Consider the following 26,798-nt stretch of genomic DNA (forward strand, 5'->3'; position numbering starts at 1 on the left):
GCGGTCAGCGGTGCTTGGCGCGCTTCGCCCGCTTCACCCGCTTGGCCGCCCGGCGGTGCGGCACCGAGGCGCGATGCGAGGCACGCTGCATGCAGGCCATGTAGATCTGGCGGCCGATGACGTAGGGGCCGACGCCCTGCGGATCGGGGGTCGAGAAGACCCGTGCCCGCGCCTCGTCGCGGCAGGCCTGATCCTGCGGGCTCTTGATCGGCTGCGCGTGGGCGGCCTGCACGCCCGCCAGCATCACTCCCAGCACGACGATTCCTCTCGCCAATCCCTGCATGACGCACCTCCCGTTGACCGTCGCGGCGCGGCCCGCGGCCTTTACGCATCCATCAGCCATGCGGCTGCGGCCGGATCAACCCCGACCGCGGGCCGATCCCCTGCGCGGCCCGTCCCGAGCGTCGGTTACAGGAGGCCGAGGGCGGCGAGTTCGCGCCGCATCGCCTCGGGCATCGCCGCCAGCTCCGCACCGGCTCCGCGGCCGAGATCGCGCGGCGCGTCGGCGGCGGCAAGGTAGCGCCAGCCCTGGAAGGGGCGGCAGGGGCGCGGCTCCACCGGGGTCACGTGGGGGTCGAGGACGAGCCGGCAGCGCCCGATGCCATCCCCGTCCACGAAGGGCCGGATCGCCAGGATCGACTGCCGGCAGGCGACGAGGCCCTTGATCACCCAGTAGAGCGAGCCCGCTCCCGCGATCTCGGCGGCCCGTTTCGGGACCATGCGGGTGGTGTGCACCTGCTCGAAGACCGTTCCGGCCCGCGTTGCCGCCTCGCGCCGCTCCGCGATCCAGCCTTCGAGGTCGCGGATGGATTCGCAGCCGACGCAGAGCTTGAGGAGATGAAGGGCCATGGCGCTGTCGCTCGGCGGGCCGCTCTGGCTCCGGATCGTGGCGGAGGCGAGGCGAGCCGGAGGGCTCAGCTGAACCGCGTGATCTTCTCCTGAACGCTGAGCGCATCGATCTCGGAGAACACGGTGCCGAGGGCGACGATCTCGCCCTCCCAGATGTCCGGTTCTGCCGGCTTCGCTGGTGCCGGGATCGGCGGCGGACTCGGCACGAAGGCGATGTCGTCGCCCGGCAGCATCGAATCCACCAGGCTGCGCCGGGGTGTCGCAGGGATCGGCGGGATCGCGGCCGTGGCGATCATCTCGTCCACGTCGCTCTGCGCGAGGTCGATGGCGAGGGAGACCGGTTCGGGCGCCGGTGCCACCGCGTCGGCATCCGCGCCCCAGATCTCGATCATCGCCGTGAGGCGCTGCTCCAGGTAGCGGAGCGTGTGGACGATGTGGCTGGTGCGCTGGGCGGTCAGGTCCTGGAAGGAGCAGGCCGTGTAGATCTGCGTCGCCTTGTGGTCGAGCGTGTCGCAGACGCGCGGATCGGCGCCTCCTTCGCGCAGGGTCCAGGCGACCTCCTGCACCTCCTCGGCCGCCTCGAGGATGTCGGAGGTGGCTCGCTCGGTCGTCCGCACGATCGCGTCCAGCGCCTCCGAGGCGGCCTCCAGCCGGCTCTGGTCGTGGTCGGGCGACTGGATCGCGGCGATCTCCGCCTTGGTGCGGCTGATCGCCTTGACCATCTCCACGAGGTCGACGCGCATCCGGTCGAGTTCCGGGGCCTCGCGCTCGGCCGTGACGGTGGCTTCGAGCCGCGCGATGGCGGCAAGCAGCCGCTCGGTATCGTCGCCGCGATTGCGCCGCGCGAACTCGGCCAGGAACCAGCGGCCCCGCGCCGTTTCCATCAGCGCGGCCTCGATCGCGTCATACTCTTCCGCACCGGCCGTCGGGAGCGAGGAAAACCCTGCCATGGTGTCGTGTCCCGGGGCTGAAGGGACGCTCAGTGGCGCGTCGCACAGCTTGACATCGCGGCGTTAACGTCGGCTTACGCCCGGTCCGCCCCGAATCGCGGAAGGTCCCGCCCCGCCGATGCATCCGGTCTCCCTGCCCGCCGGTCTCCGGCTCGGCCTCCTCTACGCGGTCATCTTCGCCGGGATCGGGGTGGCGATGCCGTTCCTGCCCCTGTGGCTCGCGAGCCTATCCCTCGGGCCGGACCTGATCGGCGCGCTCGTGGCGCTGCCGATCGCCGTGAAGATCGGCGCGACCGCGCCCCTGATGGCCCTGATCGACCGCGGGGTCACCGCCCGCGCGCTCCTCGTGGCGGGCAGCCTCGGGCTGGCTCTCACCTACGGCGCGATGCCGGCGGCCGCCACATTCGGCTGGCCGATCCTCGCCCTCGTCATCGCGCTCAACGCGGTCGCCGGGGCGCCCCTGGTGCCGGCGGTCGATTATCTCAGCCTCGCGGCAGTGCGGCGCGACCCGCGCCTCGACTATGCGCGGATCCGCCTCGGCGGCTCGCTCGGCTTCCTCGCCGCCAGCCTCGCGGGCGGCTGGCTCCTCGGCCTCATCGGCGAGCGGGCCGGGGTGACCGCTTTCCTGGCCGGACTTGGCCTCGTCTCGGCGGCGGGCAGCGCCCTGCTGACGACGGGCGCGGCCGGCGAGCGGATCTCCGGCCCCGAGCCGCGCCCGGCCGGCGCGGCCGGATTGCCGGTCGCGCTCTGGCTCGCGATGGCGGCGGGGGCGAGCATCCAGGCGAGCCATGCGGCGGTCTATGCCTTCGGCAGCATCCATTGGGCGGGGCTCGGCCTGTCTTCCCCGATGATCGGCGCCGCCTGGGCGATCGGGGTGGTGGCCGAGATCGTGTTCTTCGCCCTCGTCGGCCGCGTCCCGACCCTGCGCGATGCTCCCTTCCGCCTGCTTGCCCTTGGCGCAGTCGCGGCGCTCCTGCGCTGGGCCGGGCTCGCCGGCCTCGCCGCAGTGCCGGCGACCGTGCTGCCGCTGCAGATCCTGCACGGGCTGACCTTCGGGGCGACGCAGCTCGGCGCGATGGGCGCCCTCTCGCGCCTCGCGCCGGAGGGCGCCCGGGGCCGGGCGCAGGGTGCTTACGCGGCAGCGGCCGCCCTCGCCTCGGCCTGCGCCACCCTCGCGAGCGGCGCGGCGGTCCGGGCGGGCGGGCCGCTCCTCGCCTTCGCGCTGATGGTTCCGGCCGCCGGCCTGGGGCTCGCCCTCACCCTCGCGGCGGCCCGGCGGGCGGGCGCCCGAACCCGGCCGGTGCGGCCGCGCGACGGGCACCCCGCGGAGCGCGTCTGAGAGAGGATCCCCCGAGCAGCTAGGCCCGGTTTGTCACGGACCTCCCCGCCAGCTTATACTGCGCCGCAAGGGGACGTTGCGAACAGGAGGGCCGGCCCGTGTCGACCGAGGCCAGCGCGCGCGTGCCCGAATCCGCCTCCGCCACCCTCGTGCGCTTCAGCGACGGCGTCCAGGCGCGTCTTTCGGGCCGCTGGACCGCCGATCAGGCCCCCGCCGTCGAGGCGGCGGCAGCCGGGATCGCAGCCTCGCCCGCCGGGGCGGGGCGCATCCAGATCGACCTATCGGGCCTGTCGCGCCTCGACACGCTCGGTGCCTGGGTGCTCGAACGCACCCGCTCCGAGATCGCGGCGGCGGGCCGGGCCGTCGAATATGCGGGCGCGCGCCCGGAACACCGCATCCTGCTGCGCGAGGTCGCCTATCGCGAGCCGGAGACCGCGCCGGCGCGGCGGCGCGGCCTCGGCCCCGTCGATCTCCTGGCCGGTCTCGGCGCCGGGATGCGGCAGCTCGGCGCGGAGGGCCTGTCCTGGCTCGGCTTCCTGGGCGAGGTCGTGGCCGCCTGCCTGCGGGTACTCGCCCGCCCGCGCAGCTTCCGGCGCGCCGCCTTCGTCAATCAGATGGAGCAGATCGCGCTGCGGGGCACGCCGATCATCATGCTGATCGCCTTCCTGGTCGGCTGCATCGTCACCCAGCAGGGCATCATCCAGCTCCAGCGCTTCGGGGCGCAATCCTTCGTCGTCAACATGATCGGCATCCTCACGCTGCGGGAACTCGGCGTGCTCTTGACCGCCATCATGGTGGCGGGCCGGTCCGGCTCGGCCTTCACGGCCGAGATCGGCTCGATGCGCATGCGCGAGGAGGTCGATGCGCTGCGCGTCATGGGCCTCGACCCGATCGAGATCCTGATCGTCCCGCGCATCCTCGCCCTGATGATGGCGCTGCCGATGCTCGGCTTCCTCGCCGACCTCGCGGCGCTCGCGGGCGGGGCGCTGACCTCGCTCGCCTACGGCAATCTCTCGCTCGACGCCTTCCTGGCGCGGCTGCAGAACGCGGTGTCCTACCGGCACGCCCTGGTCGGGCTGATCAAGGCCCCGTTCATGGCGCTGATCATCGGCATCATCGCCACCAGCGAGGGCTTTCGGGTGGAGGGCTCCGCGGAATCCCTCGGCCGCCACGTCACCGCCTCAGTCGTCAAGTCAATCTTCATGGTCATCGTGCTGGATGGCGTCTTCGCCATCTTCTTCGCTGCCATCGACCTGTAGAGACGGCTTCCCGTGCAGGCTGAGCGCCACCCCTCGACGTCCGAGCGACGCGACGCGGTCATCCGCGTGCGCGACCTCGTGGTCGGCTTCGGGGACCGCACCGTCCTGAAGGGGCTCAACCTCGACATCCTGCGGGGCGAGATCCTCGGCTTCGTTGGCCCCTCCGGCCAGGGCAAGTCGGTCCTCACCCGCACGCTGCTCGGCCTCGTGCCGAAGCGCTCCGGCACCATCGAGGTCTTCGGCGAGGACGTCGACGCGCTTTCCCCCGCCCGGCGCCGGCTGATCGAGCGGCGCTGGGGCGTGCTGTTCCAGCAGGGCGCCCTGTTCTCGGCGCTCACCGTGAAGCAGAACATCCAGGTGCCGATGCGCGAGCACCTGAGCCTGTCCGAGCGCCTGCTCGACGAGTTCGCGCGGCTCAAGATCGAACTCGTCGGCCTCAAGCCCGACGCCGCCGACAAGCTGCCCTCGGAACTCTCCGGCGGCATGATCAAGCGGGCGGCCCTCGCCCGGGCGCTCGCCCTCGACCCCGAGGTGCTCTTCCTCGACGAGCCGACCTCGGGCCTCGACCCGATCGGCGCCGGCGAGTTCGACGAGCTCGTGGCGACCCTGCAGCGCACGCTCGGGCTCACCGTCTTCATGGTGACCCACGACCTCGACAGCCTGTTCACCGCCTGCGACCGCATCGCGGCCCTCGGCGACGGCCAGGTCATCGCCGCGGGCCCCGTCGAGGACATGCTCGCCTCCGACCACCCCTGGCTGCGCTCCTATTTCCACGGCAAGCGCGCGCGGGCGATCCTGCCCGCCGATGCACGAGCCGCGACCCGCTGATGTGCGCCCCCGCACCCTTCGGGCCGGCGTCCGAGCTTAAGCCGCCACGCTTGCGCCCGGCCTCCGCCCGCGGAGCCCGCCGTTTCCCGCCCGCCAGAGGAGTTGCGTGACGGCATGGAAACCCGCGCCAACAATGTCCTGATCGGCACGTTCACACTCGCGGTGATCGCGGCCGGCTTCCTGTTCGCCTACTGGATGCGCGGCAGCGTCTCGAACGAGGGGCGGATGCCGCTGCGCATCGTGTTCTCGGGCGGGGTCGGCGGCCTCGCCAAGGGCTCGATCGTCACCTTCAACGGCATCCGGGTCGGTGAGGCGACGGACGTCCAGCTGCTGCCTCAGGATCCGCGCCGGGTGACGGCGCTGGTCGAGGTCGAGCGCACGACGCCGCTGCGCGCCGACACCCGGGCGCGCCTCGACATGACCATGCTCACCGGCGTCGCCTCGATCGCCCTCGTCGGCGGCAGCGCCGACGCGCCGCCCCTCAAGGCCCCGGAGGGCGAGCGGATGGCGACGATCTTCGCCGATTCCTCCGAGATCCAGGACCTGATGCAGAGCGCGCGCACCATCGCCCAGCGCGCCGACGACATGCTGCAGCGGCTCGACCGGGTCGTGGCCGGCAACGAGGGCGCGATCAACCGCACGCTCGCCAATGTCGAGCAGTTCTCCAAGACCCTCAACGACAGCGCGCCCGCCCTCGACGCCCTGGTCAAGGCGGTGGACGGGCGCAAGCTCGGCAGCCTGATCGACAATGCCGACCGCTTCTCGGCGGCGCTCGCCGCGGCCGCCCCCGACATCGCGGCAGGCCTGCACGATGCGCGCCAGCTCGCGGCCAAGCTCAACGCTTCGGCCGATCGGGTCGACGCGGTGCTGAAAGGCGCGGAGGGCTTCCTCGGCTCGGCCTCCGGCGAGGAAGGCAGGAGCACCTTCGGGGAGATCCGCGAGGCGGCGATCTCGATCCGCGAGGCGGGCCGCGCCTTCCGCACCATGTCGGAGAATCTCGACAAGCGCACGGCGACCATCACCACGAGCTTCGGCCGGCTCAGCGGCGCCGGCCGGCGCGAGGTGCAGAACCTCTCGACCGAAGGCCAGCGCACCCTCAACAGCCTCAACAGCGCCGCGCGCAGCCTCGAGCGCGATCCCTCGCAGGTGATCTTCGGCGGCAAGCCGACGTTGCCCGAATACAACGGTCGCTGACCGTGTTGCGCCGCAATCGCCGGAGGAGGTGCGGGGCGGCACCAAGCAGCGCCTTCGGTCGATGTCCGGTCAAGGTTCGCAGCCTATATCGGCCGGACCGGAGTTTCGTTTGCGGTTCGACATGACGCTCGCCTTCCCCCTGCCCTCGCGCGCCCTGGCCGTGGGCGCCTTGCTGCTCGCCCTCGGCGGCTGCGGGGGCACGGTGCCGACGACCTTCGACCTCACGGCCGTGCCGGGCGCCGCCCGGGCGGGTGCCGCCCGCCGCTCGCTCGTCGTCGCCGAGCCGGTCGGGCTGCAGCCTTTCGAGGCGGACCGCATCATCGTGCGCGAGCCGGGCGGCTCGCTCTCGTTCCTCGGCGGCGGCCAATGGGCGGACCGGCTGCCCCGGCTGGTCCAGGCCCGGCTGATTCAGAGCCTGGAGAACGCGAACCGCCTGCGCTCGGTCAGCCGGCCCGGCGACAAGATCGCCGCCGATACGCTCCTCGTCACCGAGATCCGTGCCTTCGACATCGCGGCCGGAACGCGCGAGGCCGTGGTGGACCTCTCGGCCAAGCTCATTAGCGACGCCACCGGCGCCGTGGTGGCGGCCCGGGTCTTCGAGGCCCGCGTCCCGGTGCAGGACGTCACCCCGGCGAGCGCGGCGAACGGGCTCGACCGCGCGCTGTCGATCGTGCTCGCCGACGTGGTGCGGTGGATCGGCAAGGGGAGTTAGCTAGCAGCTGTCTCCTTCGTGGGCGCGCTTGCCGTCCGAGCTTCTGCCTCTTTCGCCTGCTCGCGATCCCCGCAGCCCCCCGGAAGGGGGCATCGCATTGACGCCCCCTCCGACGACGAGAAATCAAGGGCGCGAACATCTATTTCAGAAACTCACCGGTTGCATGTGATGGAGTGATGAATTTCGAAATTCTAGCGTGGATCTTCGCAGGAGCGGTGACACTACACAACATCGAGGAAGCGATTCTTCTCCCCGAATGGTCCCGAACCGCCGGGAGATGGCACATCGCCGTCGGCGATACGGAATTCCGCTTTGCAGTCGTGACTCTGACCGCTCTCGCCTATGCCTGCGCCTGGTCTGCGGGTTCCGGTGGCGCCATTGGTGCCTATGCGATCTCCGGCTATGCACTTGCGATGTTGCTGAACGTCTTCATCCCGCACATCGCTGCCACGCTGATCCTGAAAAGATACGCTCCCGGTACCGCAACCGGGCTGCTCCTCATCCTGCCCGTGAGCACCCTTCTGCTTCGACAAGCCAATGTCGAGCAGCGCATCGACCTTGCAATCTTCCTCTGGACCGGCCCGTTCACGGCGCTTGCTCTGGCGGCTTCAATCCCCATCCTCTTCATGATCGGCCGACGGCTGGCCGCAGGGCAGGCCGGCGACAAATAGTCAAAATCTGACGCTTGGTACCCAGATCGCGCTGCTCAGCGATGCTCCAGAATGTTGACCACGCGTCCGAACGGATCGCGAACGTAGAAGCGCGTCACGCCCCACGGCTCAGCCACGGGACCGTACTCGATACTAAATCCTGCAGCCTGCATTCTCCGGTGCACCTCGGTGAGGTCATCCACTTCGACGGAGAGGTCGGGTACGGGCGTTCCAGATCCGCCTTCGGTGGCCACGCTGACCTGCGGCGCCACGCTCCCTTCCGCGGCGAAGGTCATGATCCATCCCAAGTCCATGACGACGCTCATCCCGAGCGCGTCGCCATAGAATGCCTTGGCAGCATCGATCCGCTCGGCGGCCACGTTGGCAACGATGCGCCTCACAGCCATGGGATGCCTCCGTGCAACTCTTCCGAAGGTACCAAGCGTCAGATTTCGACCACTAGAGCCGTACCCGTTTCGGTTGAAACGGGCACGGCTCTTCAGTCTTTGATTTTTCGCGCTCCCTTGCGCAGAACCGGTCTCCACTTCGGCGGGGAGCGCTCTAGCCGCTCCGCATCCAGTCCCTGCCTTCGCCACCGGCCGAGCCGAGCCTGACGGATCAAGCGTCGGAACGCGCCCTGCGCCATGCCGCATCCGAGATGGGGAGGTCTCGATCGAGTGGGCCGGGGCCGCTACTCCATCACCGCGGCTTTCATGATCACCACCATGGTGGCCCGTGCGGTCTGGTCGCTGATGCAGCGCACCGTATGGGGGCGGTCGCAGCGGTAGCGAAGGGTCTCGCCGGTCTTGACGCGCTGCACGGCGCCCGCCACCTCGACCTCGAACTCGCCCTCCAGCACCGACAGGCATTCCACCGAGCCGCGCTGATGGGCGTCCGAATCGAGCTCGCCGCCAGGCTCGGCGGTGACGTCGTACCATTGCAGCCACTCGACCGTCTTGATCCAGCCGGTGATGGCGAGCTTGACCTTGCCGTCCTCCGACACCAGGATCGGCGTGTCGGCCCGCGACGACTTTTCGATGAACGGCTCCTCATCGCCCGTGGCGAGCACCCGCTCGATCGACACATCGAGAGCCTGGCTCAGGCGCCAGATGGTGGCGAGGGTTGGATTGGTCTCGTTGCGCTCGATCTGGCTGATGATCGACTTCGCCACGCCTGATTGCTCGGCGAGTTCCGAGAGCGAGAGGTTGTAGGCCTTGCGCAGGCGCTGGATGGTCTTGCCGAGCTGACCCGACAGGACCTGCGCGCCCGTCATCAGATCCCTGGCCCGCTCACGTCCCCGCTCGACACCCATCGGTTGCTCGTTTGCCTTCGTGCCGCCGTTCCACATTCCGAACGACCGTACGCTCCATCAAACGCAATCGCCGCCCCAGGGCAAGGGGAGAATGGCGGCCGGCGCGGGGTTTTCGACGGCGGAGCGTCTACCAGGCGGCGTGGAAGTGATGCACCGGCCCGTGCCCGCGGCCGATGCTCAGTCGGTCGGCCGCTGCGAGCGCCGCGGACAGATAGGCCTTGGCCGCCCCCGCCGCCTCCGGCAGGGACAGCCCGCGGGCGAGGCCGGCGGCGATCGCCGCCGAGAGGGTGCAGCCGGTCCCGTGCGTGTTGCGCGTGGGCAGCCGTGGGCCGGTCAGCCGCAGCACGGCCTCACCGGGACCGACCAGCAGGTCGGTGCTCTCGGCTCCCGAGCCGTGCCCGCCCTTCATCAGCACCGCTCCGGGGCCGAGGGCCAGCAGCCGCCGCCCCTGGGCCAGCATCGCCTCCTCGTCCGCCGCCACGGCCTCGCCGAGCAGGACGGCCGCCTCGGGCAGGTTCGGGGTGATGAGCTGGGCCCGCGGGATGAGCTGCAGGCGCAAAGCCGCGACGGCGCTGTCGGCGAGCAGGCGGTCGCCGCTGGTTGCCACCATGACCGGGTCGAGGACGACCGGGACCGCGGGAGCATGCCGCGCCAGCCCCTCCGCCACCGCGGCGATCACCGGCGCCTGCGACAGCATGCCGATCTTCACCGCCCCCACCGCGAGATCGTCGAACACGCTCGCCATCTGGCGCGCGACGAAATCCGGCGGTACGTCGTGAATGCCCTGGACGCCGAGGGTGTTCTGCGCCGTCAGCGCCGTGACGACGCTCGCCCCGTAGACCCCGAGCGCCGAGAAGGTCTTGAGATCCGCCTGGATCCCCGCTCCGCCTCCCGAATCCGAGCCCGCGATCGTGACCGCGATCGGGGTCATGCGGCGCCCCGGGCCGCGAGCGCTCCATCCACGATGCCGCGCAGGTCGCGCGCCCGCGCCTCCACCACCTCGGGGGCTCCGAACAGGGCCGAGACCAGCGCGATGCCGTCCGCGCCCGCGCCGATCACGGCCGCGGCATTGCTGCGGTCGATCCCCGCGATTGCCCCGACCGGCAGCGCGGCGCCGCGCGCGAGCCGGGCCCGGAAGACGATGCGGGCCAGCCCCTCCAGCCCCACGGGCGGATCCGGGTTCACCTTGCTCGTCGTCGCGAAGACCCCGCCGATACAGGCATAGTTCACGGGCAGCCGGTAGAGTTCGTCCGCCTGCGCGCCCGTCTTGAGCGTCAGGCCGATGATGGCCTTCGGTCCGAGCAGCCGCCGCGCATCGGCCGGGTGCAGATCCTCCTGGCCGAGATGCACGCCCTCGACGCCAGCGGCGAGCGCGAGATCGACCCGGTCGTTGACGAGAAGGGGCACGCCGGTGCCCGCGAGCGCCGCGTGGATGGCGCGGATCCGCTCCAGGCTCGTGCGTGCGTTGGACACGGCCTTCTCGCGGTACTGCAGCAGCGTGCAGCCCCCAGCCGCCGCGTCGCGCGCCATCCGGGCAAGCTGCGCCCCGTCCCCGCCGCTCACGCCGACATCGAGGATGCCATAGAGGCGCAGGTCGACCGGCACGATGGGGCAGGTATCCACGGACGGCATCTCCTCCGGTGCGGCTGGTCGACCCGACTCACGGGGAGTAAGCGCGGCCTGCGCCGGGCGTCAACATGCGCCGGCCCCACGCGCCGGAGAACCGGTGCCCACGTGCCCTGGACGAACTCTAGAGCCGTGGCCGTTTCGGTTGAAACGGGCACGGCTCTTCAGTCTTTGACTTTCGCGCTCCCTTGCGCCGAACCGGCCTCCACTTCGGCGGGAAGCGCTCTAGCCCGACCGGGCGCCGCCGGCGGCGGCCTCGCGGGCGCGTTCGAGGACGAGGCGACGCTCCCGCCAGACCGTGAACACGCCGGCCGCCGCCACGATGCACCCGCCCAGCGCCACGGCCGGCTGGGGCAGTTGCCCGAACACGAACCAGCCGATGAGCAGGGACCACAGCATCGTCGTGTACTCGAACGGCGCTACCAGCGAGGCGTCGCCGTAGCGGTAGCTTTCCGTGAGCAGGATCTGCCCGATGCCGCCAAGAATGCCCACCAGCACGAACAGGCCGAACTCGCCGAGGGTCGGCAGGCGCCAGCCCAGCGCCAGGGTCGCGAGGCCGAGGAGCGAGGTGAACAGGAAGAAGTAGAGGACAATCGCGCCCGTGCGCTCGGTCATGGTGAGCCGGCGCACTTGGATCGTCGCCGCCGCCGTGCACACGGCCGCGAGGCAGGCGAAGAGTGCACCGATCGACCCGGCGGCCCCGCCCGCCCCGAATTCGAGATGCGGCGCCAGCATGATCAGCACGCCGACGAATCCCACCACCACCGCGGCCCAACGATAGGCCTGGACGCGCTCGCGCAGCACGATCGCGGCGAGCACCACCACGAGGAGCGGCGAGGCGTAGCCGATCGCCACCGAATCGGAGAGGGGCAGGAAGGACAGCCCGGCGAATCCTGCGAACATCCCACAGGCCCCGATCAGGCTGCGCAGGATGTGGCCGCGCAGGTTGGAGGTGCGCACCGCCTCGATCACGGCGCCCTGCCAGCCGAGCCAGATCAGCAGCGGCAGGATCGCGAAGGCGGAGCGGAAGAACACGATCTCGCCCGTCGGGAACTGGCGGTCGGCCAGCCCCTTCACGCCCGCCGACATCAGCGTGAAGGCGAGGGCCGACAGCATCTTGAGCCCGATGCCGAGATAGGGCCGGCCGGACGAGGCCGGATGTCCGGACACCGGGCGAGCGGCATCCCCGGGCACGGGGCGCTCGGGGAGAACGACGGGGGCTGCCATGGAATTCGCGTGCCGAGGAAGGAGACGATCTCAAATCACACCCCGAACGGCCGAGCCAGCCGTCGCGGCGATATCCAGACCTGCATCATCCGCATGATGTCCTTAATCGAACCACAACGATGGCTGCATCGCGGCCGTCCCGCGTCATTCCGGCCCGATTCAGCCCCGGGACGATCGTCGTCATCAAAGTGATACGCGAATGAGGTTTGGCTGGCCGGCGACGACCGAGAGGAGACGGACGTGGCCGACAACGCCGATGCGCTGCGTGTGCGCTCGCTCTTCCTGTCCGACATCCATCTCGGCACGAAGGGCTGTCAAGCGGAGCTGCTGCTGGACTTCCTGCGCGAGGTGGATGCAGACGAGATCTATCTCGTCGGCGACATCGTCGATGGCTGGAAGCTCAAGTCGGGCTGGTACTGGCCGCAGGCCCACAACGACGTCGTGCAGAAGCTGCTGCGCAAGGTTCGCAAGGGCTCCCGCCTGGTCTACGTGCCCGGCAACCACGACGAGTTCCTGCGCGACTTCCTCGACCTGAATTTCGGCGGCATCGAGGTGCATGACCAGATCCTGCACGAGAGTGCCGACGGCAAGCACTACCTCGTCATCCACGGCGACCAGTTCGATCTCGTGGTGCGGCACGCCAAGTGGCTCGCCCTCCTCGGCGACGGCGCCTACACGGCCGCCCTGTTCGTGAACACGCATCTCAACTGGGTGCGCCGCCGGCTCGGCCTGACCTACTGGTCCCTCTCGGCCTGGGCCAAGCTGAAGGTGAAGAACGCTGTCAACTTCATCAGCCGCTTCGAGGAGCTGCTGGCGGCGGAGGCCAAGCGCGTCGGCGCGGACGGCGTGATCTGCGGCCATATCCATCATGCCGCGAATCGCGAGATCGACGGGTTGCGCTACCTCAATACCGGCGACTGGGTCGAATCCTGTACGGCCATCGTCGAGCATTACGACGGCCACATGGAGGTGATCCGCTTCGCCGAGCGGGCGTCCCGCGTGCCGGAGCCGCGTTCCGCCCTCCTCCCCGAGCCGCTCGTCCCCGCCGACGCCCTCCCCGCCCCGCGCCCCGCGGCCGAGCGCGCGGCCTCCAGCACGCGGGCGGTGGCGTGAAGCTCCTCATCGCGACGGATGCGTGGCATCCCCAGGTGAACGGCGTGGTGCGCTCGCTGGAGCACATGGCCAAGGCCGGCCCCGCTCTCGGCGTGACGCCGACGCTGCTCACGCCCCAGCTCTTCCGCTCGGTTCCCCTGCCCGGCTACCGGGAGATCCGTCTCTCGCTGGTGACCGCGCGGGGCATCGCCGCGCGCTGGCGGGACCTCGCCCCCACGCATGTGCATATCGCCACCGAGGGCCCGATCGGGCTCGCCACCCGGCGGGTCTGCCTCTCCGAGGGGCGGCCCTTCACCACGAGCTACCACACGCGCTTTCCCGAATATCTCGCGGCCCGCATGCCGGTGCCGCCCGCCTGGAGCTACGCGTGGCTGCGCCGCTTCCACGGGGCGGCGAGCGGCACGATGGTGAGCACCCCCTCGCTGGAACGGGACCTCGCCGGGCGCGGCTTCCGCAACCTGATGCGCTGGACCCGCGGAGTCGACACCGACCTGTTCCATCCCCGCGACGAGCCGGCGCCGAAGGCGCTGGAGGGGCTGCCGCGCCCCCTGTTCCTGTTCGTCGGCCGCCTCGCGGTGGAGAAGAACGTCGCGGCCTTCCTGAGCCTCGACCTGCCCGGGACGAAGGTGCTCGTCGGCGACGGGCCGGACCGGGCCCGGCTCGAAGCCCTGGATCCGGCGGCCCGCTTCCTCGGCACGCTCACCGGCCAGGCGCTGGCGCGGATCTACGCCGCCGCGGACGTATTCGTGTTCCCGAGCCTCACGGACACCTTCGGCATCGTCCTGTTGGAGGCCCTCGCCAGCGGGCTGCCGATTGCTGCCTATCCGGTCACCGGACCGCTCGACGTGGTGGGCGACAGGGGCGTCGGCGTTCTCGACCAGGATCTCAGGGCTGCGACGCTCGCGGCGCTCGACGTGCCGCGGGAGCGCTGCCGGGCCGAGGCGCTGCGCTATACCTGGGCCGAGAGCGCCCGTCAGTTCTATGCCAATATCGAGGTCGCCCACGCGAGGGGGCCTGCGGGCTTAAGCGCGAGCCGCCGCGCCGCCTTCCCGGAGGCCACCCCCGACACCCTGTCCCGGGCAGGCGAAGGCTAGACCGGCCAGGTCTTCACCGCGCGACGACCCGGCGGCCGCGCGGCCCCGCACGACATCGTCTGTGGACAGACGAGCAATGCAACGCTTTCCTCAAGACCCCGGCTCTCATCGTCGGACCGGAAGCCGGGGTCGTTTCAATGGTGGCGCTGCTTGTGCTGGTCGGCATCAACCTGCTGATCGCCGTCCTGTTCTCGCTCGTGGCGCTTGCGGGCGACTGACGGAGGCGCCCCGCCGCGTGAGACTGACTTGGTCAGACGGACTTGCGCGGACGGCCACGCTTCTTGGGCTCGGCGCTCGCCGCCGCTTGGCGTGCCGCGGCCGCGCGCTCGCGCCGCATCTGGCCGAGGCCGAGGCTCTTGGCGAGTTCGGAGCGCTGGGCCGCATAGTTCGCCGCGACCATCGGGTAGTCCGGCGGCAGGCCCCATTTCTGGCGGTATTCGTCGGGCGTGAGGCCGCGCCCCGAGAGATGCCGCTTGAGCGACTTGTAGGGCTTGCCGTCCTCCAGGCTGATGATGGCGTCCGGCGTCACTGTCTTCCTGATCGGGATCGGCGGCACAGGCTTTTCCGGTGCCGCCGGCGGCGGCGACACGACCTTCACCAGCGAGGAATGCACCGACTCGATCAGTCCGGCGAGGTCCCCCAAGGGCACCGAATTCTTCGACACGTAGGCCGACACGATGTCGGCCGAGAGGTTGATCAGATCAGTCTGGACCGCTGAGGTGTCGCTGGTCATCGTCCGTATCCCGCCGGAAAACTCCTTTCCAGGTGCGGGAAAAAGCTGCGTTGGTCAATCAACGATTCGGTTGGTCCTGTATATGGGACGCTCGCAGCGCAGCGGAGCGCACGACCGAACGACTTGCTCAAACCAAATTAGAGTTGTTGAGGATTACGGCCGCCTGATGCAGGCATGATTGCTGAAACGTTTCAGGCCATTGACGAAGCGGCGGGGGAGATTGCAGGCCGGCGCCGCTGCCGGAGGCACCGGAACGGGAACAAAACCGCAGTCTGACAGATATTTATGAGCCTCTGCGATGCATGACCGCCATGGGTGTGGAGCGGAACGGGGCCGGGCGCGTGCCGGCACGCGCCTGCTGCGGATTCACGGCGCGGATTGCAACCTCCGAGAGCATTCACGAGCCCGTCCGCGCCTGCGCAACGGACCCGGATCCGGCAACGGCCGGCTGTGGACAAGGGCCGCCGAAGCCGCCTCAGGGCTTGGCCGGCTCTTCCTTCTTAGCGCTCGGGGCCGTCGCGGCGGCGCCCGACACTCCCGTGGCGGCGGGTTTCGGTGCGGGCGGGGGCTTGGGGGTCCATTCGGGATCGGGCCGGGGGCCGCCCGGCCCATTGGTCGGCCCGGTGAGCTGGCCGGGCAACGTGTCGGTGGTACGCGTCCAGGTCTGGGAGCCGCACAGGAAGCCGAGCAGGCAGCCGCGTACGCTCAGCTCACGCGGCTCGTCCACCCAGATCGACACGTCATAGAACTTGCCGTCCTCGGAATTGTAGATCTGTCCCTCGTAGTGATTCTCGGCATTGGGCTTGAGCCCCATGATCAGCTGATGACCGAGCGAGGGGCGGGTGCGCTTCTTCGGGTCGGTGTTCTTGAAGTCCACCCGGGGCTGGCCCTTGTCGTCGAGGGGGGTCTTCAGCCAGACGACGTAACCGCAGATGCGGTCATTTCGGGTCAGGCACTTCTCGATGCGGATCCGGGCCCGGCCGTCCTCTGTCAGCCAGACGCCGCTCGGATCCTTCGGCGCGGCCAGGACGGCCGTCGGGACGAGAAGGCCGAGGGCGGCAAGGCCCCGGGTCAAGGGCATCATCATGCAGGATTCCTCCGGTGCGGCCGTGCGCGGAAGTACGACGCGCCCGCTCCTGCCGCAACCCGGTGGGGTCGGTGACCCGCGCCGCGACCCGCGCGAGATGGCGGAGAATTTCGGCAATGCGTCGTGGCAGTGCCTCTTGGCCGAGTGTCCCGGCGGAGCGTCATGGCGGGATGTCACATGGCCGGATGTCACATAGTCCTCGGCGGCGCGACCGCGATACAGCGGCAGCGCCGGGGGCGAGCACCCGCGGCCTGCAGGTCCCTCCGATGCGGCCCGCCCGTGTTCCGCCCGCACCTCAGCAAGGCAGCCGCATGATCCCGGTCGAGATCCTGGTGATGACCTCCGGTGCGGTGGGCGCAATCGCGATCGTGGTAGCGGCCCGCCCGGATCGCCGGCGCCTGTCCCTGCGCCTGCCCCGGATCTGGGCCGCCCCGACCGCCGGGGCCGCAGCATCCGACGCGCATGAGTCGGTCCGATCCGGCGCATCCCTGCCGCCGCGCTAAATTGAAACCGACCTGTGTGGAAGCCGCCCCGCTCCTCATGCTGAGGCGCGGGCGATCGCAGATCGCACTGGCGATCGAAGATCGCGCAGGCTGCCTCGAAGTACGCCTGACCGGTGATCCCGGCCACCCGGAGCTTGGAACGAGCGTTCCGGGGTGCTTCGAGGCTCCGTGCGATTTTCGATCGCCAGTACCTCAGCATGAGGGCCGGGGTTGGCTGCCATGGAAGGAAGTGCTCGTTCAGCCGGTTTCATCCCTCAGGGTCGGCAAAGGCCGGTGGTGAACTGATACGCAGCGTGCGCGGCCGCACTTCCGGCTCCGAACAGGCTCCGAAGGCGCTATCCTGACACACTTCCCTTGCTGCTATCCTGACGCGCCCCCCTTCTCGTTCGCCAGGAGAACCCCGCCCCGTGCCGCACGCCACCGAGCTGATCGCCATCCTCGCCCTCGGCCTCGTCTTCGCCTTCGCCGGGGGCATGCTGGCGCAGCGCCTGCGTCTGCCTCCCCTCGTCGGCTACCTGCTCGCCGGCATCGCGATCGGGCCGCACACGCCGGGCTTCGTGGGCAATGCCGAACTCGCCGGACAGATCGCCGAGATCGGCGTGATCCTGCTGATGTTCGGGGTCGGCCTGCACTTCTCCATCGGCGACCTGATGGCGGTGCGCGCCATTGCGCTCCCCGGCGCGGTCGTGCAGATCGCCGCCGCCACCGCGATGGGACTCGGCCTCGCCCTCGCCTTCGGCTGGAGCTTCGGGGCGGGGCTGGTCTTCGGCCTCGCCCTCTCGGTCGCCTCGACGGTGGTGCTGCTGCGCGCGCTGGCGGAGCGCGGCCTCCTCGACAGCGACAAGGGGCGGATCGCGGTCGGCTGGCTCATCGTCGAGGATCTGGCGATGGTGCTGGCGCTGGTGCTGCTGCCGGCCCTCGCCGCCCCGCTCGGCGGCGAGGGCGCCGGCATGGCGCATGCGGCCGGAGGCAATTTGTGGGTCACGCTGGGGCTGACCCTCGCCAAGGTTGCGGCCTTCGCCGGGCTGATGCTCGTCGGTGGCCGGCGTCTCGTACCCTGGCTGCTCAACCAGGCTGCCCGGACCGGCTCGCGCGAACTCTTCACGCTCGCGGTGCTGGCGCTTGCCCTCGGCATCGCCTTCGGCTCGGCCGAGCTCTTCGGCGTGTCCTTCGCGCTCGGCGCCTTCTTCGCCGGCATGGTGCTCGCGGAATCCGACCTCAGCCATCAGGCCGCCGCGAACTCGCTGCCGCTTCAGGACGCCTTCGCAGTCCTGTTCTTCGTCTCGGTCGGCATGCTGTTCGATCCCGGCATCCTGCTGCGTGAACCCTTGGCGGTGCTGGCCGTCCTCGCCATCATCCTGATCGGCAAGTCGATCGCCGCGGTCGCGATCGTGATCGCCTTCCGGCACCCGCTCGGAACCGCGCTCACCATCGCGGCGAGCCTCGCGCAGATCGGCGAGTTCTCGTTCATCCTCGCGGGCCTCGGCATCAGCCTGAAGCTGCTGCCGCCGGAGGGGCGCGACCTCATCCTGGCGGGCGCGCTCCTCTCGATCACCCTGAACCCGCTGTTCTTCGCCGGCATCGAACGCCTCATCGGCTTCCTCGCCGAGAGGCCGCAGATCGCCGCGCGCTTCGAGCGCCGCGGCGCGGGCTCGCTTCCGGTGATCGCGGAGGGGCATCATGCGCGCTGCGGCCACGCGGTCGTGATCGGATACGGCCGGGTGGGCAGCAGCATCGGGCGGGCGCTCCAGATCTGGGACCTGCCCTTCGTGGTCGTCGAGCGGGACCGGCGCCGGGTCGAGGAGCTGCGGCAGGCCGGCCTCGAAACGGTGTACGGGGATGCGGCGGCGCCCGGCATCCTGGAGGCCGCCGATATCGGCCGCGCACGGCTGCTGGTGGTGGCAAGCCCGGATGCGCACCAGGCCCGCCACCTCATCGCGATCGCCCGCGAGGCCAATCCCGGCATCGACACGCTGGTGCGCACCCACAGCGATACGGAGCGTCGACACCTGGAGCAGGAGGGCGTCGGCCTCGTGCTGATGCCGGAGCGGGAGCTCGGCTTCGGCATGACGCTCTACGCACTGCGCAGCCTCGGCATCAGCGAAGGCGAGGCGCGCGTGTTCGTCGATACGAGCCGGGCCGAGAGCCGGGCCGAGCCGGCCCCGGAGGCCGAGCCGGCCCTCGGTGCGCCGGAGCTGCGCCCGCACCGGGAAGCCCTCACCGACGAGTAGCCCGCCGCCGGGATCCGGCCGCCGCATTACCGGATCGCAATACTTCGGCCATGTTGGCTTGAGCTTCGCCACGCCATCCTCCGGCACATCGCGGAGGATGGAACGATGCCGATGTCGCAGATGGATCGTCCGGCCGAGCTGATGATCTGGCACGCCGGCAGGGCCGCACCGCCTGGCGAGGCCCGGATCTATCCGACCCTCCGGCAGGCCCTCCTCGCGGCCGCGGACTGCGCGGGGGACCCGGATGCGCTGCCGTGGATCGTCACCGAGGAGGGCGAGATCCTCAGTCCCCACTGGATCGACCAGCATCTGAGCGAGGCCCGGGCGCCGGCGGGCGTCTCGCGCCTGCGGACCTGGCTCACGCACTGGGCCTGAGCCGTCACTCGCGGCGCTGCGGCCGCGAATCGGCCGCGCCGTGAAATCGCCGAAAGATGATGCCAGGAAGGGCCTCCCGTTCGGCGCCCCTCGTGGTAAGCTGTTGCCATGTCCTCGTTGCGCAAGTCCGCCCCACCGCGCCGCGACCCGGTCGCGACGACCTACGGCTACGGGTCTCTGCGCGGACGGCTGCCCCGCGCGAGCAACGACAACCGCCGCGCGGCGCGGCGCCGGTCGGTGCCGCTCCTGCTTGGGGCATGGTTCGTGATCCTGGCCGCCATCACCGCCCTGTTCTGGCGCTCCGCCGGCCTGTGAGTCCGGCTGGCGGCCTGTCCGGGCCCGAGCGGGCCTCGGTCATGGCCTGCCGCAAGCACGGGTTGCCGGTGGCGGCTGACGCGGCCCTGCATTCTCTCGACGGGCGGCGATGGAACCGCATCGTGCAGGGGTGATGACGCGTGCGCCCGCAGACCGACGGTGTGGTGCCGGCGGAGGGGATCGAACCCCCGACCTTCGGTTTACAAAACCGCTGCACTACCGCTGTGCTACACCGGCATGAGGCCTCAAATCATTGCGTTTTTTCGCTGATTGGAGGCGCCACGGGCGCCATAAATGGCGTTTCGGGTCGGTTCGTCAAGGCACAAAATCCGGCACGGAGCAGACCGATGACGCGCATCCTCGTCACTGCCGAGTGGCGTGACCTCATTGGGTCTGGCGTCAGGGGCTGACCCGAACCGATCGACCGACGCCTCAAGCTCGCGCGACCAGCGCTCGGCTTCGCTCCTGGTGTCGAAGCTCTTCGCCTTCGGCTCCATCCCGCGCTGGCGCACTTGAGCTTGCCAGCGTCCCCTGAGCGTTCAGATTGCAGCCGAAGCAGGTCCCTCTGACCGGCTGGTTAGAGGTGCGTAGGATGCCGGCACAGAGGGACTAAGGAGCATTCCAGAGCAGCGAAAGCCGAGGCTCAAGCCGACGCGCGGAGCCCCATCTCAAAAGCAGTCAACGTCTCCGAGATCGAGGCCGCCTTTGAGCCGCAGGCGTCTCTCGTGCCGCCAAGTCCAGCATCTCCGCCATCGCCTGAAGCTTTTCCAGCACGTCGGCCTCATCGACGGTTACGGAGCGGGCAATCTCCTCATCGTAGAGGGCGGCCGCCAGCGAGTGACGGATGGGGAGGAGTTGTCCCCTGGAGGCGGCTTCGGTGCAGAACTCAACCCGATCGGGGGCTGGCACGACGACGATGCCGAACCCGGCATGGAAGGGCTCAGGGTCGAATACGCGCATCCCGATCGTCAGCCCCTCCGGAGCAGATGCCTCAAGCGCCTCGTCGACCAGCCAGATTCGCCGTTCAGGCGCCAGCAGAGCCCTTTCTGTAGAAAGCCGTCGTAGACACGCCGACCACGCTGATTCGGCTCGAACAGGGCAACATCGGCCAGCATGCTCGCCACCTGCTCGTCGTCGAGCTGAGCCTCGTCCATCAGGCCGAGGTGCTTGGCGGCTCGGTCGAAGTCGGGCTTCCGGCAGTGGGTCACAGCCTCGCGCAGCACGGCTTGGATCGAGCCGCGGATGGGATGATACCGGGCGAGCACCGCCTCGCGCGCTGACGCTTTCGATTGTTCGGTCACGGGCCGGCCTCCACGATCCTGATAGCAACGTGCTGCGGTCGTGGCCCTGCGTCTACCGGAGGCGTGTGGGAGGCCACAAAGCGCCTATCCGGCCTTGGCAGGTCTCTTAAATCTCTGAAGCAATGAAGGTTTCTGGCGGAGAGGGAGGGATTGGAACCGCACTGACAAATAATGACTTTTCGGCGCGATAGCCTCCCTGCCCCACCATCCGCCCCACCAACTGGTTCGCGTTGCGTCATGGACACATGCGCCCGGGATCGGGCCGTGAGGATCGGAGGAGAGTGAGGCTTGGCGGCTCTCGCGCGCCGCCTCGCCCGCGGGTAGCGTCCGGCCATGTCCGACTCGGCCACGCTCAACGCCCTCTCCCCGACTGTCCTCGAATGGAGCCGCGGGCTCGCCAGCCTGTCGCCCGGCCAGCCGCCCTGCCCGGGCTTCCGGCCTGACGAATGGGCCGTAATCGTGAGCAACGCCCGGCGCTTCGTGGACGACTTCGGCATGCAAGCCGCCGAGCTGGGCTGGGACAACATTATGGTGTTCGGCTGTTACCGACAGCACAGAATCATCCGGGGCAACTGGACCGGCGTGCTGTTGGATGGTTCAAGGTGATGCCGGCCGGCTTGCGCAACGGAAGTTCGCTCGGATTGAGTGCGTTGATGCAGGCTTCCGTCGATCCAGTAACGACGTCCCTATGCTGAGAGCAGCCGGCTCGGTAATTGGCGCCTGAGCTAGCCGAGGACACCGAGACGACCGCGACTGACTTCCTACCACCACTAACTTAGCGAGACTCGAAACGCGCAGGGTTGAGTTGCGAAGCTTGACAACGAGACAATTGTCCAGTGTGCGGCAAGCCCTCACTTGCACACGTCGGCGCATTTTTAACCAAGAACGCGCCCGAACAAAATATATTACGTTTGTATGTGGTGAAATTGAGGATAATACCGGTAATACTTCCTATATTGCTCGAATATTTCATTTGATTTTCCCTCATCATCATCAAACAAAAATCCAAGTTTAGTAAAAACATCATGCGGCGCTGCATTCGGGATATGCTCATTAAAGAGCATGCGCTCTCGAAGGGATAGATACGGTATAGCGATCTCGTGTATATCCTGCCAAGATTGAGAATAAAGCCCCCAGTTTGCCAACTTCGTCTTCGCTAGAAAATCCTTAACTTCCAGCCGCTTCAAGACAATCACGGTCAGCGAAAGCATTTGCTGTCCGTCCGCGTACCTCACAGCCGAAAGCGGAAGTGCGATGAACTCGCTTTGCGCAGGATAGGCTTTGCGCGCTGCATTTCCGAACGCTCGAGCGATGATTTTCGCAACTCCCTCGTCATTCATGTCGGCAACCGAGAGGCCTCCCGGGGAGTACTCTCCTAGCCTGTCCGTGAGACGATCAAGCCGCTTAGGCGCAAACACGTCGACCGTTTCCTTGCGCCCGCCGACAATCTGGGGCTGGTAAAGCGCATTCGCGCTAGAATTTACGGTTATTCTTACTACGTCACATGGTTGCATAGTAACGAGCATTTTATGAAACTCGCCCAGCTGTTGTCTCAGATCGCGAGGCGAGGTGAAGTCTAACCACATAATCGCACTAGGATTGCCGCCAAATCCTATACCGCTCATGACGGCCGAAAACGATCCGATTAGATCGCCACTCGTGATTTTCATAAACTTTATGTAATCAACCGGAGTGTTGAATTTCTGCCGCTCAATGATCCAATCGTCCATATCAAACGACAACATCTTCGTTAAACCGAGATAGGCGTGAGCGAGCCTGTGATCTTCAAGCGAAGCTCCGCCCATGCTAATATATACGTGATCATCGAGCGGGATATAGCGCTCAATCCGCCCGAGCAGTTCAATGAAAATACGTCTATCGACAAACTTATTCTGTCGAAGCGCGTATGGAAGCGTAGATCCAGACATTGACGACGCTCAGGATGCTGGCTGCCTCAAGATACGATCGAAGGTTTCCTCGCCAACAACCCTCGGCTCTAAATCAGGATCATCAAATAGTATCTTTGAAACCTTTTGGATATCTGATCTAGGACGCCTGTAGGATATGAATACGCCGCGGTCGGGAGCTTTTGGAACGGGAAGTGATGGCATATACTTCACAGCGCCTTGGATCTTTCTGTCATCGGACATGCGATACGTGGCCGAAGTTGATCTAAGATCTTCTATTCCCAATGCCCTGCTAGATGAGTAAATCCGATCGCGCTCTGCGGGTAGACGCTTCCATTTGTTAGTAAAATTTGTAAACGCCTTGGTTGCCTCACGCATGTAGTCCTTCACAATTGAATACAGGTTGCTTGAGGCGTCAATGCCCCTCTTCGTGGTGGTTAGTGGAAGCTCAAGCGGTTCGTCGGATTTCATTATCACGACACCAGAAAACGCGATAAATTGACCGTGAAAATTAGGTACGTCAGCCTCTCCCCAGCCTGTCAATCGCGTTTTGTCTCTATATACTACGATCCGATCGTTACATACGATCGTCCAACCGGCATCATCCTTGCTGCTCCGGATTTCCTCCTCACGCTCCATCTCTGCCTCATCCGGCAGAGGCCTATAGAGGCCAGCGTAAATCTCTATGTCAACCGATCCTACCCTCCCTTTGAAGACATAAGGTTCGAGGGCTCGTCCACTAATGACATCGGAGGTATTTGCGGAGCTCAAATCCTCTCCCACAAGCAGCGCAAATCTTTTTGGCTGAATATCTTCTCCATTGATGCCGACCTTAAATCCCTTCGCAATGATAAGCGCATAATGTGAAGCCAGCGCCTCTTTGAAATCCTGGATAAAATTGTCATCTTTTTCATTGAAGCGCAATGCGACGTCCTCACGTAGAAGATCTATAGTGATTCTAGTCCCATCGCGCAGTTCGTCGTCCTCAGGTAAGTGGGTAATCGGCAGTTTCCATTCGTCCGGGTCTTCCATCCATTCCGGGCTAATCGTTACTACAAAACCAAAATCATCGCTTCGTGACGCAACCTTACACGACGTTCCCATTTTAAAAATTGCACGCTTCATACCAATTCCGTACATGCCGACTGTCTGGCCGACATCGCCGGGACCTTCTGGGCGCCCCATCTTGAAAGCACGGGCGACCACGTCACGAGGTATACCGCCGCAATTATCCCTGATCTCAAATCCCTGAGGGGACATGTTGATATCTGCGGAAAATCCGCGATACGGAAGAGCGGGATTAACGTCTTTCGAGTGAATTTTCCTTATAATGCCATCGACGCAATTATCGATCATATCAAGAATGGCGTCTTGGAGCTCAATGTCTCGCGTAAGCATATGAACAAAAAACCGCTTGGTGGGCGTCGCCTGAATCGGCGGCAGGTCGGCTTCCGGCATGTGCTAACTCCAAAAATTTCCCCTTGATAAGCACCTTGGGCGATCGACGGCAAGCCTCAGTTGCGGTATCAACATCGTTGCACACTGAGGGGCGAAATGAAGCCAGTCGTAGTAGATCTGTTTTGTGGTTGCGGAGGTCTCAGCCTTGGAGCCAGGAACGCCGGATTTAAGATTGGGCTGTCGGTAGACATAGATGCCGTCCTGACTAGCTCATATAAAGAAAACCACCCAGGCGCTCATTTACGTCTCATGGATGTGGCCGCGCTGACAGGTAGTGACGTTCGTACGGTCGTTGGCGGAAGAGTAGATGGCATAATCGGCGGACCGCCATGTCAGGGCTTTAGCGAGATTGGTGTAGAGAGTCCGGACGATCCTCGGCGATTACTACTTCGGCATTTTTTCAGATTGGTCGCGGAGGTGCGCCCAAAATTCTTTCTTATGGAGAATGTAAGGGGACTGGCGTTCGAGAAAAATCGTCCGGAATTGGAAACCGCACTTCAACTCGTCGCGGGAAGGTATACAATTCTCGGTCCGCTGAAGCTGGATGCGGCCGCCTTCGGGGCTGCGACGTCGCGGCCCCGAGTATTTGTAATCGGATTCGACAGCAGCTGTGTTGACTCATTCACCGCCGGTGACCTTGAGCAGTGGCGTCGACCTGCTGCAACTGTCCGTGAGGCAATCGCCGACTTACAGGGCGCAACGGAGGAGGGAGTCGACAGCGACGGTCTGGACTGGTGGCGCTACGGATCGGACATCTCTCCCTCACTGTATGCACGCCGACTGAGAGGCACTAGGCGCCTATTTTCGGGCCATCGACGGATCCCTCACGCGCCGGCAATAGCGGAGCGTTTTGCAGCCGTACCACAGGGCGGTCGCGATGCCGTCGGCCGACACGCTCGGCTGGACTGGAATAAGCAATGTCCGACGATCCGGGCTGGAACCGGACCGGATCGCGGATCGTTTCAAGCCGTCAGGCCGCTCCATCCCGTTGAGCCGCGTGTGATCACGGTACGGGAGGCGGCCCGCTTGCAGGGCTTCCCTGACCGTTTCGTCTTTCACCCGACCGCGTGGCACAGCTTCAGGATGATAGGCAACAGTGTGTCTCCGATCGTTGCGGAGCGGATACTCAAAGCGATCCGCTCTAAGATGTTCGACGTGCCGTCGTTGGCGGCGGCCGAGTAGCATGGTGGATCGCCTCACGCCGGAGGCGCGGTCACGCCTCATGGCGGCAGTAAAGGGAAAGAACACCACGCCGGAGCTCAAGGTGCGGAAGCTCGCTCATAGCCTGGGATTCCGCTTCAGACTCCATCGCCGCGACCTACCGGGAATGCCCGATCTCGTTTTTCCTACGAGGCGTAAGGTCGTCTTCGTGCATGGCTGCTTCTGGCACCGCCATCCTGGTTGCAGGAAGGCTTCGACGCCCGGCACGCACAGCGACTTCTGGGAAGCCAAGTTCTCGCGCAACGTTGAACGCGACGCCCGCAACGAGCGCCTGCTGCGCGACGCCGGTTGGGACGTGCTTGTGATCTGGGAGTGCGAGACGCGGGACGCCGCCGCGGTTACCGAGCGGCTTACTGCCTTCCTCGGACCGCCCGCCGGAGGAAAGCGAATCGGGTCAGATTGATGGGGTGCCTGAAGCGTTGCTGTTAGCCTCACGCCATGCCCGACACTCCCACCATCGGCGAGCTGTACAAGCTCAAGCACGTCACGGATGAGCAGCTCGATGCGGCCGTCCGCGACTACCTGAACGACCCCACGCCCGGCATGCGGCTGATCGCGGAGGGGGTCGCTCTCGACGTCACCGCGGGGTCGTGCTGGCCCACCCCTATGTCCGCGAGGTGCTCGCCAGGGACGATGCGCCCGAGGCGCAGCGGCACAATGCGGTGCGGACCGCGATCCTGCTGGCGAGGCCGGCATGAGCGAACCGGCTGGATTATGGGCGAGCGGAATCGGCCAAAGCCGGAATCGGCGCTCGAAGCTGCGCTCGCATGGCTCAGGACAGGCCAAGCCTGTAAGGACAGCCGCCAGCGGAACCGTCGCAAGGCCTGCCGGGACGGCAGGGCGGTGGCGATCGGAGCGGCTTGCGAGATTCGCACAGGCTAGTGGAGGCCGTCCCCTAGACGGCCCAGCCTTCGCTCATCATGAAGGCCATCAAAGCGATCGGCTGCTGGGGGGAGCAGGATGGCAGGCAAGACGATCACGCGCGCTGATCTGACCGAAGCCGTCCATCAGCGGGTGGGCCTGTCGCGGGCCGAGTCGGCGGCGCTCGTGGAGACGGTGCTGTCGGAGATCTGCACCTGCCTCGCCTCGGGCGAGGGCGTGAAGCTCTCCTCCTTCGGCTCCTTCGTGGTGCGCGACAGGGGTAAGCGGGTCGGGCGCAACCCCACGACCAGGGTCGAGGTGGCGATCGCGCCGCGCCGAGTGATGGTGTTCAAGCCCTCGAACCTGCTCAAGGCCCACGTGAACGGTGGACCGGCCAAGATCGAAGACGACGAGTGAGCTGGGAGCGACGCACACTGACCGCCGGTTGTCCTCGGCCGGGCGTGAGGCCGCGCCGGGGGGCCTGTCGCAAACTTTTTTCAGCGACCAACCACGCGCCTGAGCGTTGAAATTTCCACACCTTGTCGTCGCATTTCGGGAGCTCAAGCAGGCGAAATACAAGCCTAAGTGAGAGCTGACGGCGCTCTCTCATAGCCTGCGGGCGAGCCGAAAAAAGTTTGCGACAGGCCCTTCCA

The 26,798-nt window shown here is 67.1% G+C and carries 30 protein-coding genes, 1 tRNA gene and 1 pseudogene; 17 read left to right on the plus strand and 15 right to left on the minus strand.

The features are described 5' to 3' along the window. Positions 1 to 4: 4 nt before the first annotated feature. From MNOD_RS23400 to MNOD_RS23410, 3 genes are all read right to left on the minus strand, one after another. Positions 5 to 283 (minus strand): hypothetical protein, encoded by a 279-nt coding sequence (locus tag MNOD_RS23400; protein WP_015931443.1) that lies wholly within the window; start codon positions 281 to 283, stop codon positions 5 to 7. 125 nt (positions 284 to 408) lie between these two features. Next, entirely contained in the window at positions 409 to 849 is a 441-nt protein-coding gene (locus tag MNOD_RS23405; RefSeq protein WP_015931444.1) for a DUF1489 family protein, read from the minus strand. A 65-nt stretch (positions 850 to 914) separates the two neighbouring features. After that, positions 915 to 1,799, minus strand: a complete 885-nt coding sequence (locus tag MNOD_RS23410) for a hypothetical protein (RefSeq protein WP_015931445.1) — start codon at positions 1,797 to 1,799, stop codon at positions 915 to 917. 118 nt (positions 1,800 to 1,917) lie between these two features. Here MNOD_RS23410 and MNOD_RS23415 point away from each other — a divergent pair, with 118 nt between their 5' ends. The 6 genes from MNOD_RS23415 (at position 1,918) to MNOD_RS23440 (ending at position 7,802) form a co-directional block, all read left to right on the plus strand. Continuing rightward, the gene (locus tag MNOD_RS23415; RefSeq protein ID WP_015931446.1) at positions 1,918 to 3,138 is read left to right on the plus strand and encodes an MFS transporter; all 1,221 of its coding nucleotides are present in this window, start codon (positions 1,918 to 1,920) and stop codon (positions 3,136 to 3,138) included. A gap of 122 nt (positions 3,139 to 3,260) precedes the next feature. Next, positions 3,261 to 4,397 carry an ABC transporter permease gene (locus MNOD_RS23420; protein WP_050783545.1) on the plus strand — a complete coding sequence of 379 codons (1,137 nt, stop codon included), beginning with the start codon at positions 3,261 to 3,263 and terminating at the stop codon, positions 4,395 to 4,397. Between the two features lie 12 nt (positions 4,398 to 4,409). Then, positions 4,410 to 5,225 carry an ABC transporter ATP-binding protein gene (locus MNOD_RS23425; RefSeq protein WP_015931448.1) on the plus strand — a complete coding sequence of 272 codons (816 nt, stop codon included), beginning with the start codon at positions 4,410 to 4,412 and terminating at the stop codon, positions 5,223 to 5,225. A gap of 114 nt (positions 5,226 to 5,339) precedes the next feature. Continuing rightward, positions 5,340 to 6,419, plus strand: a complete 1,080-nt coding sequence (locus tag MNOD_RS23430; protein WP_015931449.1) for an MlaD family protein — start codon at positions 5,340 to 5,342, stop codon at positions 6,417 to 6,419. A gap of 121 nt (positions 6,420 to 6,540) precedes the next feature. Further along, a complete protein-coding gene (locus MNOD_RS23435) occupies positions 6,541 to 7,131 on the plus strand; it encodes an ABC-type transport auxiliary lipoprotein family protein (protein ID WP_043751942.1) in 591 nt (196 codons plus the stop codon). Between the two features lie 176 nt (positions 7,132 to 7,307). Beyond that, positions 7,308 to 7,802, plus strand: coding sequence for an HXXEE domain-containing protein (locus tag MNOD_RS23440; protein ID WP_015931451.1), 495 nt, complete (start codon positions 7,308 to 7,310; stop codon positions 7,800 to 7,802). A gap of 35 nt (positions 7,803 to 7,837) precedes the next feature. Here the strand turns inward: MNOD_RS23440 and MNOD_RS23445 are convergent, their stop codons facing one another. From MNOD_RS23445 to MNOD_RS23465, 5 genes are all read right to left on the minus strand, one after another. Next, on the minus strand, positions 7,838 to 8,188 hold the full coding sequence (locus MNOD_RS23445) for a VOC family protein (RefSeq protein ID WP_015931452.1): 351 nt from the start codon (positions 8,186 to 8,188) through the stop codon (positions 7,838 to 7,840). A gap of 284 nt (positions 8,189 to 8,472) precedes the next feature. After that, complete coding sequence (locus tag MNOD_RS23450) at positions 8,473 to 9,093, minus strand: helix-turn-helix domain-containing protein (RefSeq protein ID WP_043751950.1); 621 nt, start codon at positions 9,091 to 9,093, stop codon at positions 8,473 to 8,475. 127 nt (positions 9,094 to 9,220) lie between these two features. Then, a complete protein-coding gene (gene thiD, locus MNOD_RS23455) occupies positions 9,221 to 10,024 on the minus strand; it encodes a bifunctional hydroxymethylpyrimidine kinase/phosphomethylpyrimidine kinase (protein ID WP_015931454.1) in 804 nt (267 codons plus the stop codon). Further along, positions 10,021 to 10,716: a thiamine phosphate synthase gene (gene thiE, locus MNOD_RS23460; RefSeq protein ID WP_015931455.1), complete on the minus strand. Its 696-nt coding sequence runs from the start codon at positions 10,714 to 10,716 to the stop codon at positions 10,021 to 10,023. Before thiE ends, thiD begins: the two co-directional genes overlap by 4 nt. A gap of 228 nt (positions 10,717 to 10,944) precedes the next feature. Continuing rightward, positions 10,945 to 11,946, minus strand: coding sequence for a DMT family transporter (locus tag MNOD_RS23465; protein ID WP_015931456.1), 1,002 nt, complete (start codon positions 11,944 to 11,946; stop codon positions 10,945 to 10,947). 240 nt (positions 11,947 to 12,186) lie between these two features. Between MNOD_RS23465 and MNOD_RS23470 the strand changes: the two genes are divergently transcribed. Next, positions 12,187 to 13,059 carry a UDP-2,3-diacylglucosamine diphosphatase gene (locus tag MNOD_RS23470; RefSeq protein ID WP_015931457.1) on the plus strand — a complete coding sequence of 291 codons (873 nt, stop codon included), beginning with the start codon at positions 12,187 to 12,189 and terminating at the stop codon, positions 13,057 to 13,059. Next, positions 13,056 to 14,153, plus strand: a complete 1,098-nt coding sequence (locus MNOD_RS23475; RefSeq protein ID WP_015931458.1) for a glycosyltransferase family 4 protein — start codon at positions 13,056 to 13,058, stop codon at positions 14,151 to 14,153. The genes MNOD_RS23470 and MNOD_RS23475 overlap by 4 nt, the downstream gene beginning before the upstream one ends. Before the next feature lie 250 nt (positions 14,154 to 14,403). On the opposite strand, the gene MNOD_RS23480 is transcribed toward MNOD_RS23475, so the two are convergent. Both MNOD_RS23480 and MNOD_RS23485 read right to left on the minus strand, forming a co-directional pair. After that, positions 14,404 to 14,886 (minus strand): Ros/MucR family transcriptional regulator, encoded by a 483-nt coding sequence (locus MNOD_RS23480; RefSeq protein WP_015931459.1) that lies wholly within the window; start codon positions 14,884 to 14,886, stop codon positions 14,404 to 14,406. Between the two features lie 475 nt (positions 14,887 to 15,361). Beyond that, a complete protein-coding gene (locus MNOD_RS23485; protein WP_015931460.1) occupies positions 15,362 to 15,973 on the minus strand; it encodes a DUF2147 domain-containing protein in 612 nt (203 codons plus the stop codon). Positions 15,974 to 16,284: 311 nt separating this feature from the next. Between MNOD_RS23485 and MNOD_RS23490 the strand changes: the two genes are divergently transcribed. From MNOD_RS23490 to MNOD_RS23505, 4 genes are all read left to right on the plus strand, one after another. Further along, positions 16,285 to 16,476 (plus strand): hypothetical protein, encoded by a 192-nt coding sequence (locus MNOD_RS23490; protein WP_015931461.1) that lies wholly within the window; start codon positions 16,285 to 16,287, stop codon positions 16,474 to 16,476. Positions 16,477 to 16,883: 407 nt separating this feature from the next. Further along, positions 16,884 to 18,707: a cation:proton antiporter domain-containing protein gene (locus MNOD_RS23495; RefSeq protein ID WP_015931462.1), complete on the plus strand. Its 1,824-nt coding sequence runs from the start codon at positions 16,884 to 16,886 to the stop codon at positions 18,705 to 18,707. A gap of 105 nt (positions 18,708 to 18,812) precedes the next feature. Continuing rightward, positions 18,813 to 19,082: a hypothetical protein gene (locus MNOD_RS23500; protein ID WP_015931463.1), complete on the plus strand. Its 270-nt coding sequence runs from the start codon at positions 18,813 to 18,815 to the stop codon at positions 19,080 to 19,082. 108 nt (positions 19,083 to 19,190) lie between these two features. Beyond that, positions 19,191 to 19,397, plus strand: coding sequence for a hypothetical protein (locus tag MNOD_RS23505; RefSeq protein WP_015931464.1), 207 nt, complete (start codon positions 19,191 to 19,193; stop codon positions 19,395 to 19,397). Positions 19,398 to 19,559: 162 nt separating this feature from the next. Here MNOD_RS23505 and MNOD_RS23510 read toward each other — a convergent pair. The 3 genes from MNOD_RS23510 to MNOD_RS45775 form a co-directional block, all read right to left on the minus strand. After that, positions 19,560 to 19,634 (minus strand) — tRNA-Thr (locus tag MNOD_RS23510). A gap of 441 nt (positions 19,635 to 20,075) precedes the next feature. Next, positions 20,076 to 20,357 (minus strand): hypothetical protein, encoded by a 282-nt coding sequence (locus MNOD_RS45770; RefSeq protein ID WP_015931465.1) that lies wholly within the window; start codon positions 20,355 to 20,357, stop codon positions 20,076 to 20,078. Positions 20,358 to 20,365: 8 nt separating this feature from the next. Then, positions 20,366 to 20,698 (minus strand): hypothetical protein, encoded by a 333-nt coding sequence (locus tag MNOD_RS45775; protein WP_015931466.1) that lies wholly within the window; start codon positions 20,696 to 20,698, stop codon positions 20,366 to 20,368. A 333-nt stretch (positions 20,699 to 21,031) separates the two neighbouring features. Between MNOD_RS45775 and MNOD_RS23520 the strand changes: the two genes are divergently transcribed. Next, a complete protein-coding gene (locus MNOD_RS23520; protein WP_015931467.1) occupies positions 21,032 to 21,304 on the plus strand; it encodes a hypothetical protein in 273 nt (90 codons plus the stop codon). Between the two features lie 299 nt (positions 21,305 to 21,603). Here MNOD_RS23520 and MNOD_RS47040 read toward each other — a convergent pair whose 3' ends face one another. Both MNOD_RS47040 and MNOD_RS43860 read right to left on the minus strand, forming a co-directional pair. After that, positions 21,604 to 22,626: an O-methyltransferase gene (locus tag MNOD_RS47040; protein ID WP_015931468.1), complete on the minus strand. Its 1,023-nt coding sequence runs from the start codon at positions 22,624 to 22,626 to the stop codon at positions 21,604 to 21,606. 9 nt (positions 22,627 to 22,635) lie between these two features. Then, positions 22,636 to 24,063, minus strand: coding sequence for an ATP-binding protein (locus tag MNOD_RS43860; protein WP_015931469.1), 1,428 nt, complete (start codon positions 24,061 to 24,063; stop codon positions 22,636 to 22,638). A gap of 96 nt (positions 24,064 to 24,159) precedes the next feature. Between MNOD_RS43860 and MNOD_RS23525 the strand changes: the two genes are divergently transcribed. The 4 genes and pseudogenes from MNOD_RS23525 (at position 24,160) to MNOD_RS23540 (ending at position 26,562) form a co-directional block, all read left to right on the plus strand. Next, entirely contained in the window at positions 24,160 to 25,245 is a 1,086-nt protein-coding gene (locus MNOD_RS23525) for a DNA cytosine methyltransferase (protein WP_015931470.1), read from the plus strand. Between the two features lies 1 nt (position 25,246). Continuing rightward, positions 25,247 to 25,687, plus strand: coding sequence for a very short patch repair endonuclease (locus MNOD_RS23530; protein ID WP_015931471.1), 441 nt, complete (start codon positions 25,247 to 25,249; stop codon positions 25,685 to 25,687). 35 nt (positions 25,688 to 25,722) lie between these two features. After that, positions 25,723 to 25,982 (plus strand): annotated as a pseudogene (locus MNOD_RS23535) (hypothetical protein). A 262-nt stretch (positions 25,983 to 26,244) separates the two neighbouring features. Further along, complete coding sequence (locus tag MNOD_RS23540; protein ID WP_015931472.1) at positions 26,245 to 26,562, plus strand: integration host factor subunit alpha; 318 nt, start codon at positions 26,245 to 26,247, stop codon at positions 26,560 to 26,562. Positions 26,563 to 26,798: the final 236 nt, after the last annotated feature.

Origin of the sequence: Methylobacterium nodulans ORS 2060 (assembly GCF_000022085.1) — a bacterium.
Taxonomy (GTDB): Bacteria; Pseudomonadota; Alphaproteobacteria; order Rhizobiales; family Beijerinckiaceae; genus Methylobacterium; species Methylobacterium nodulans.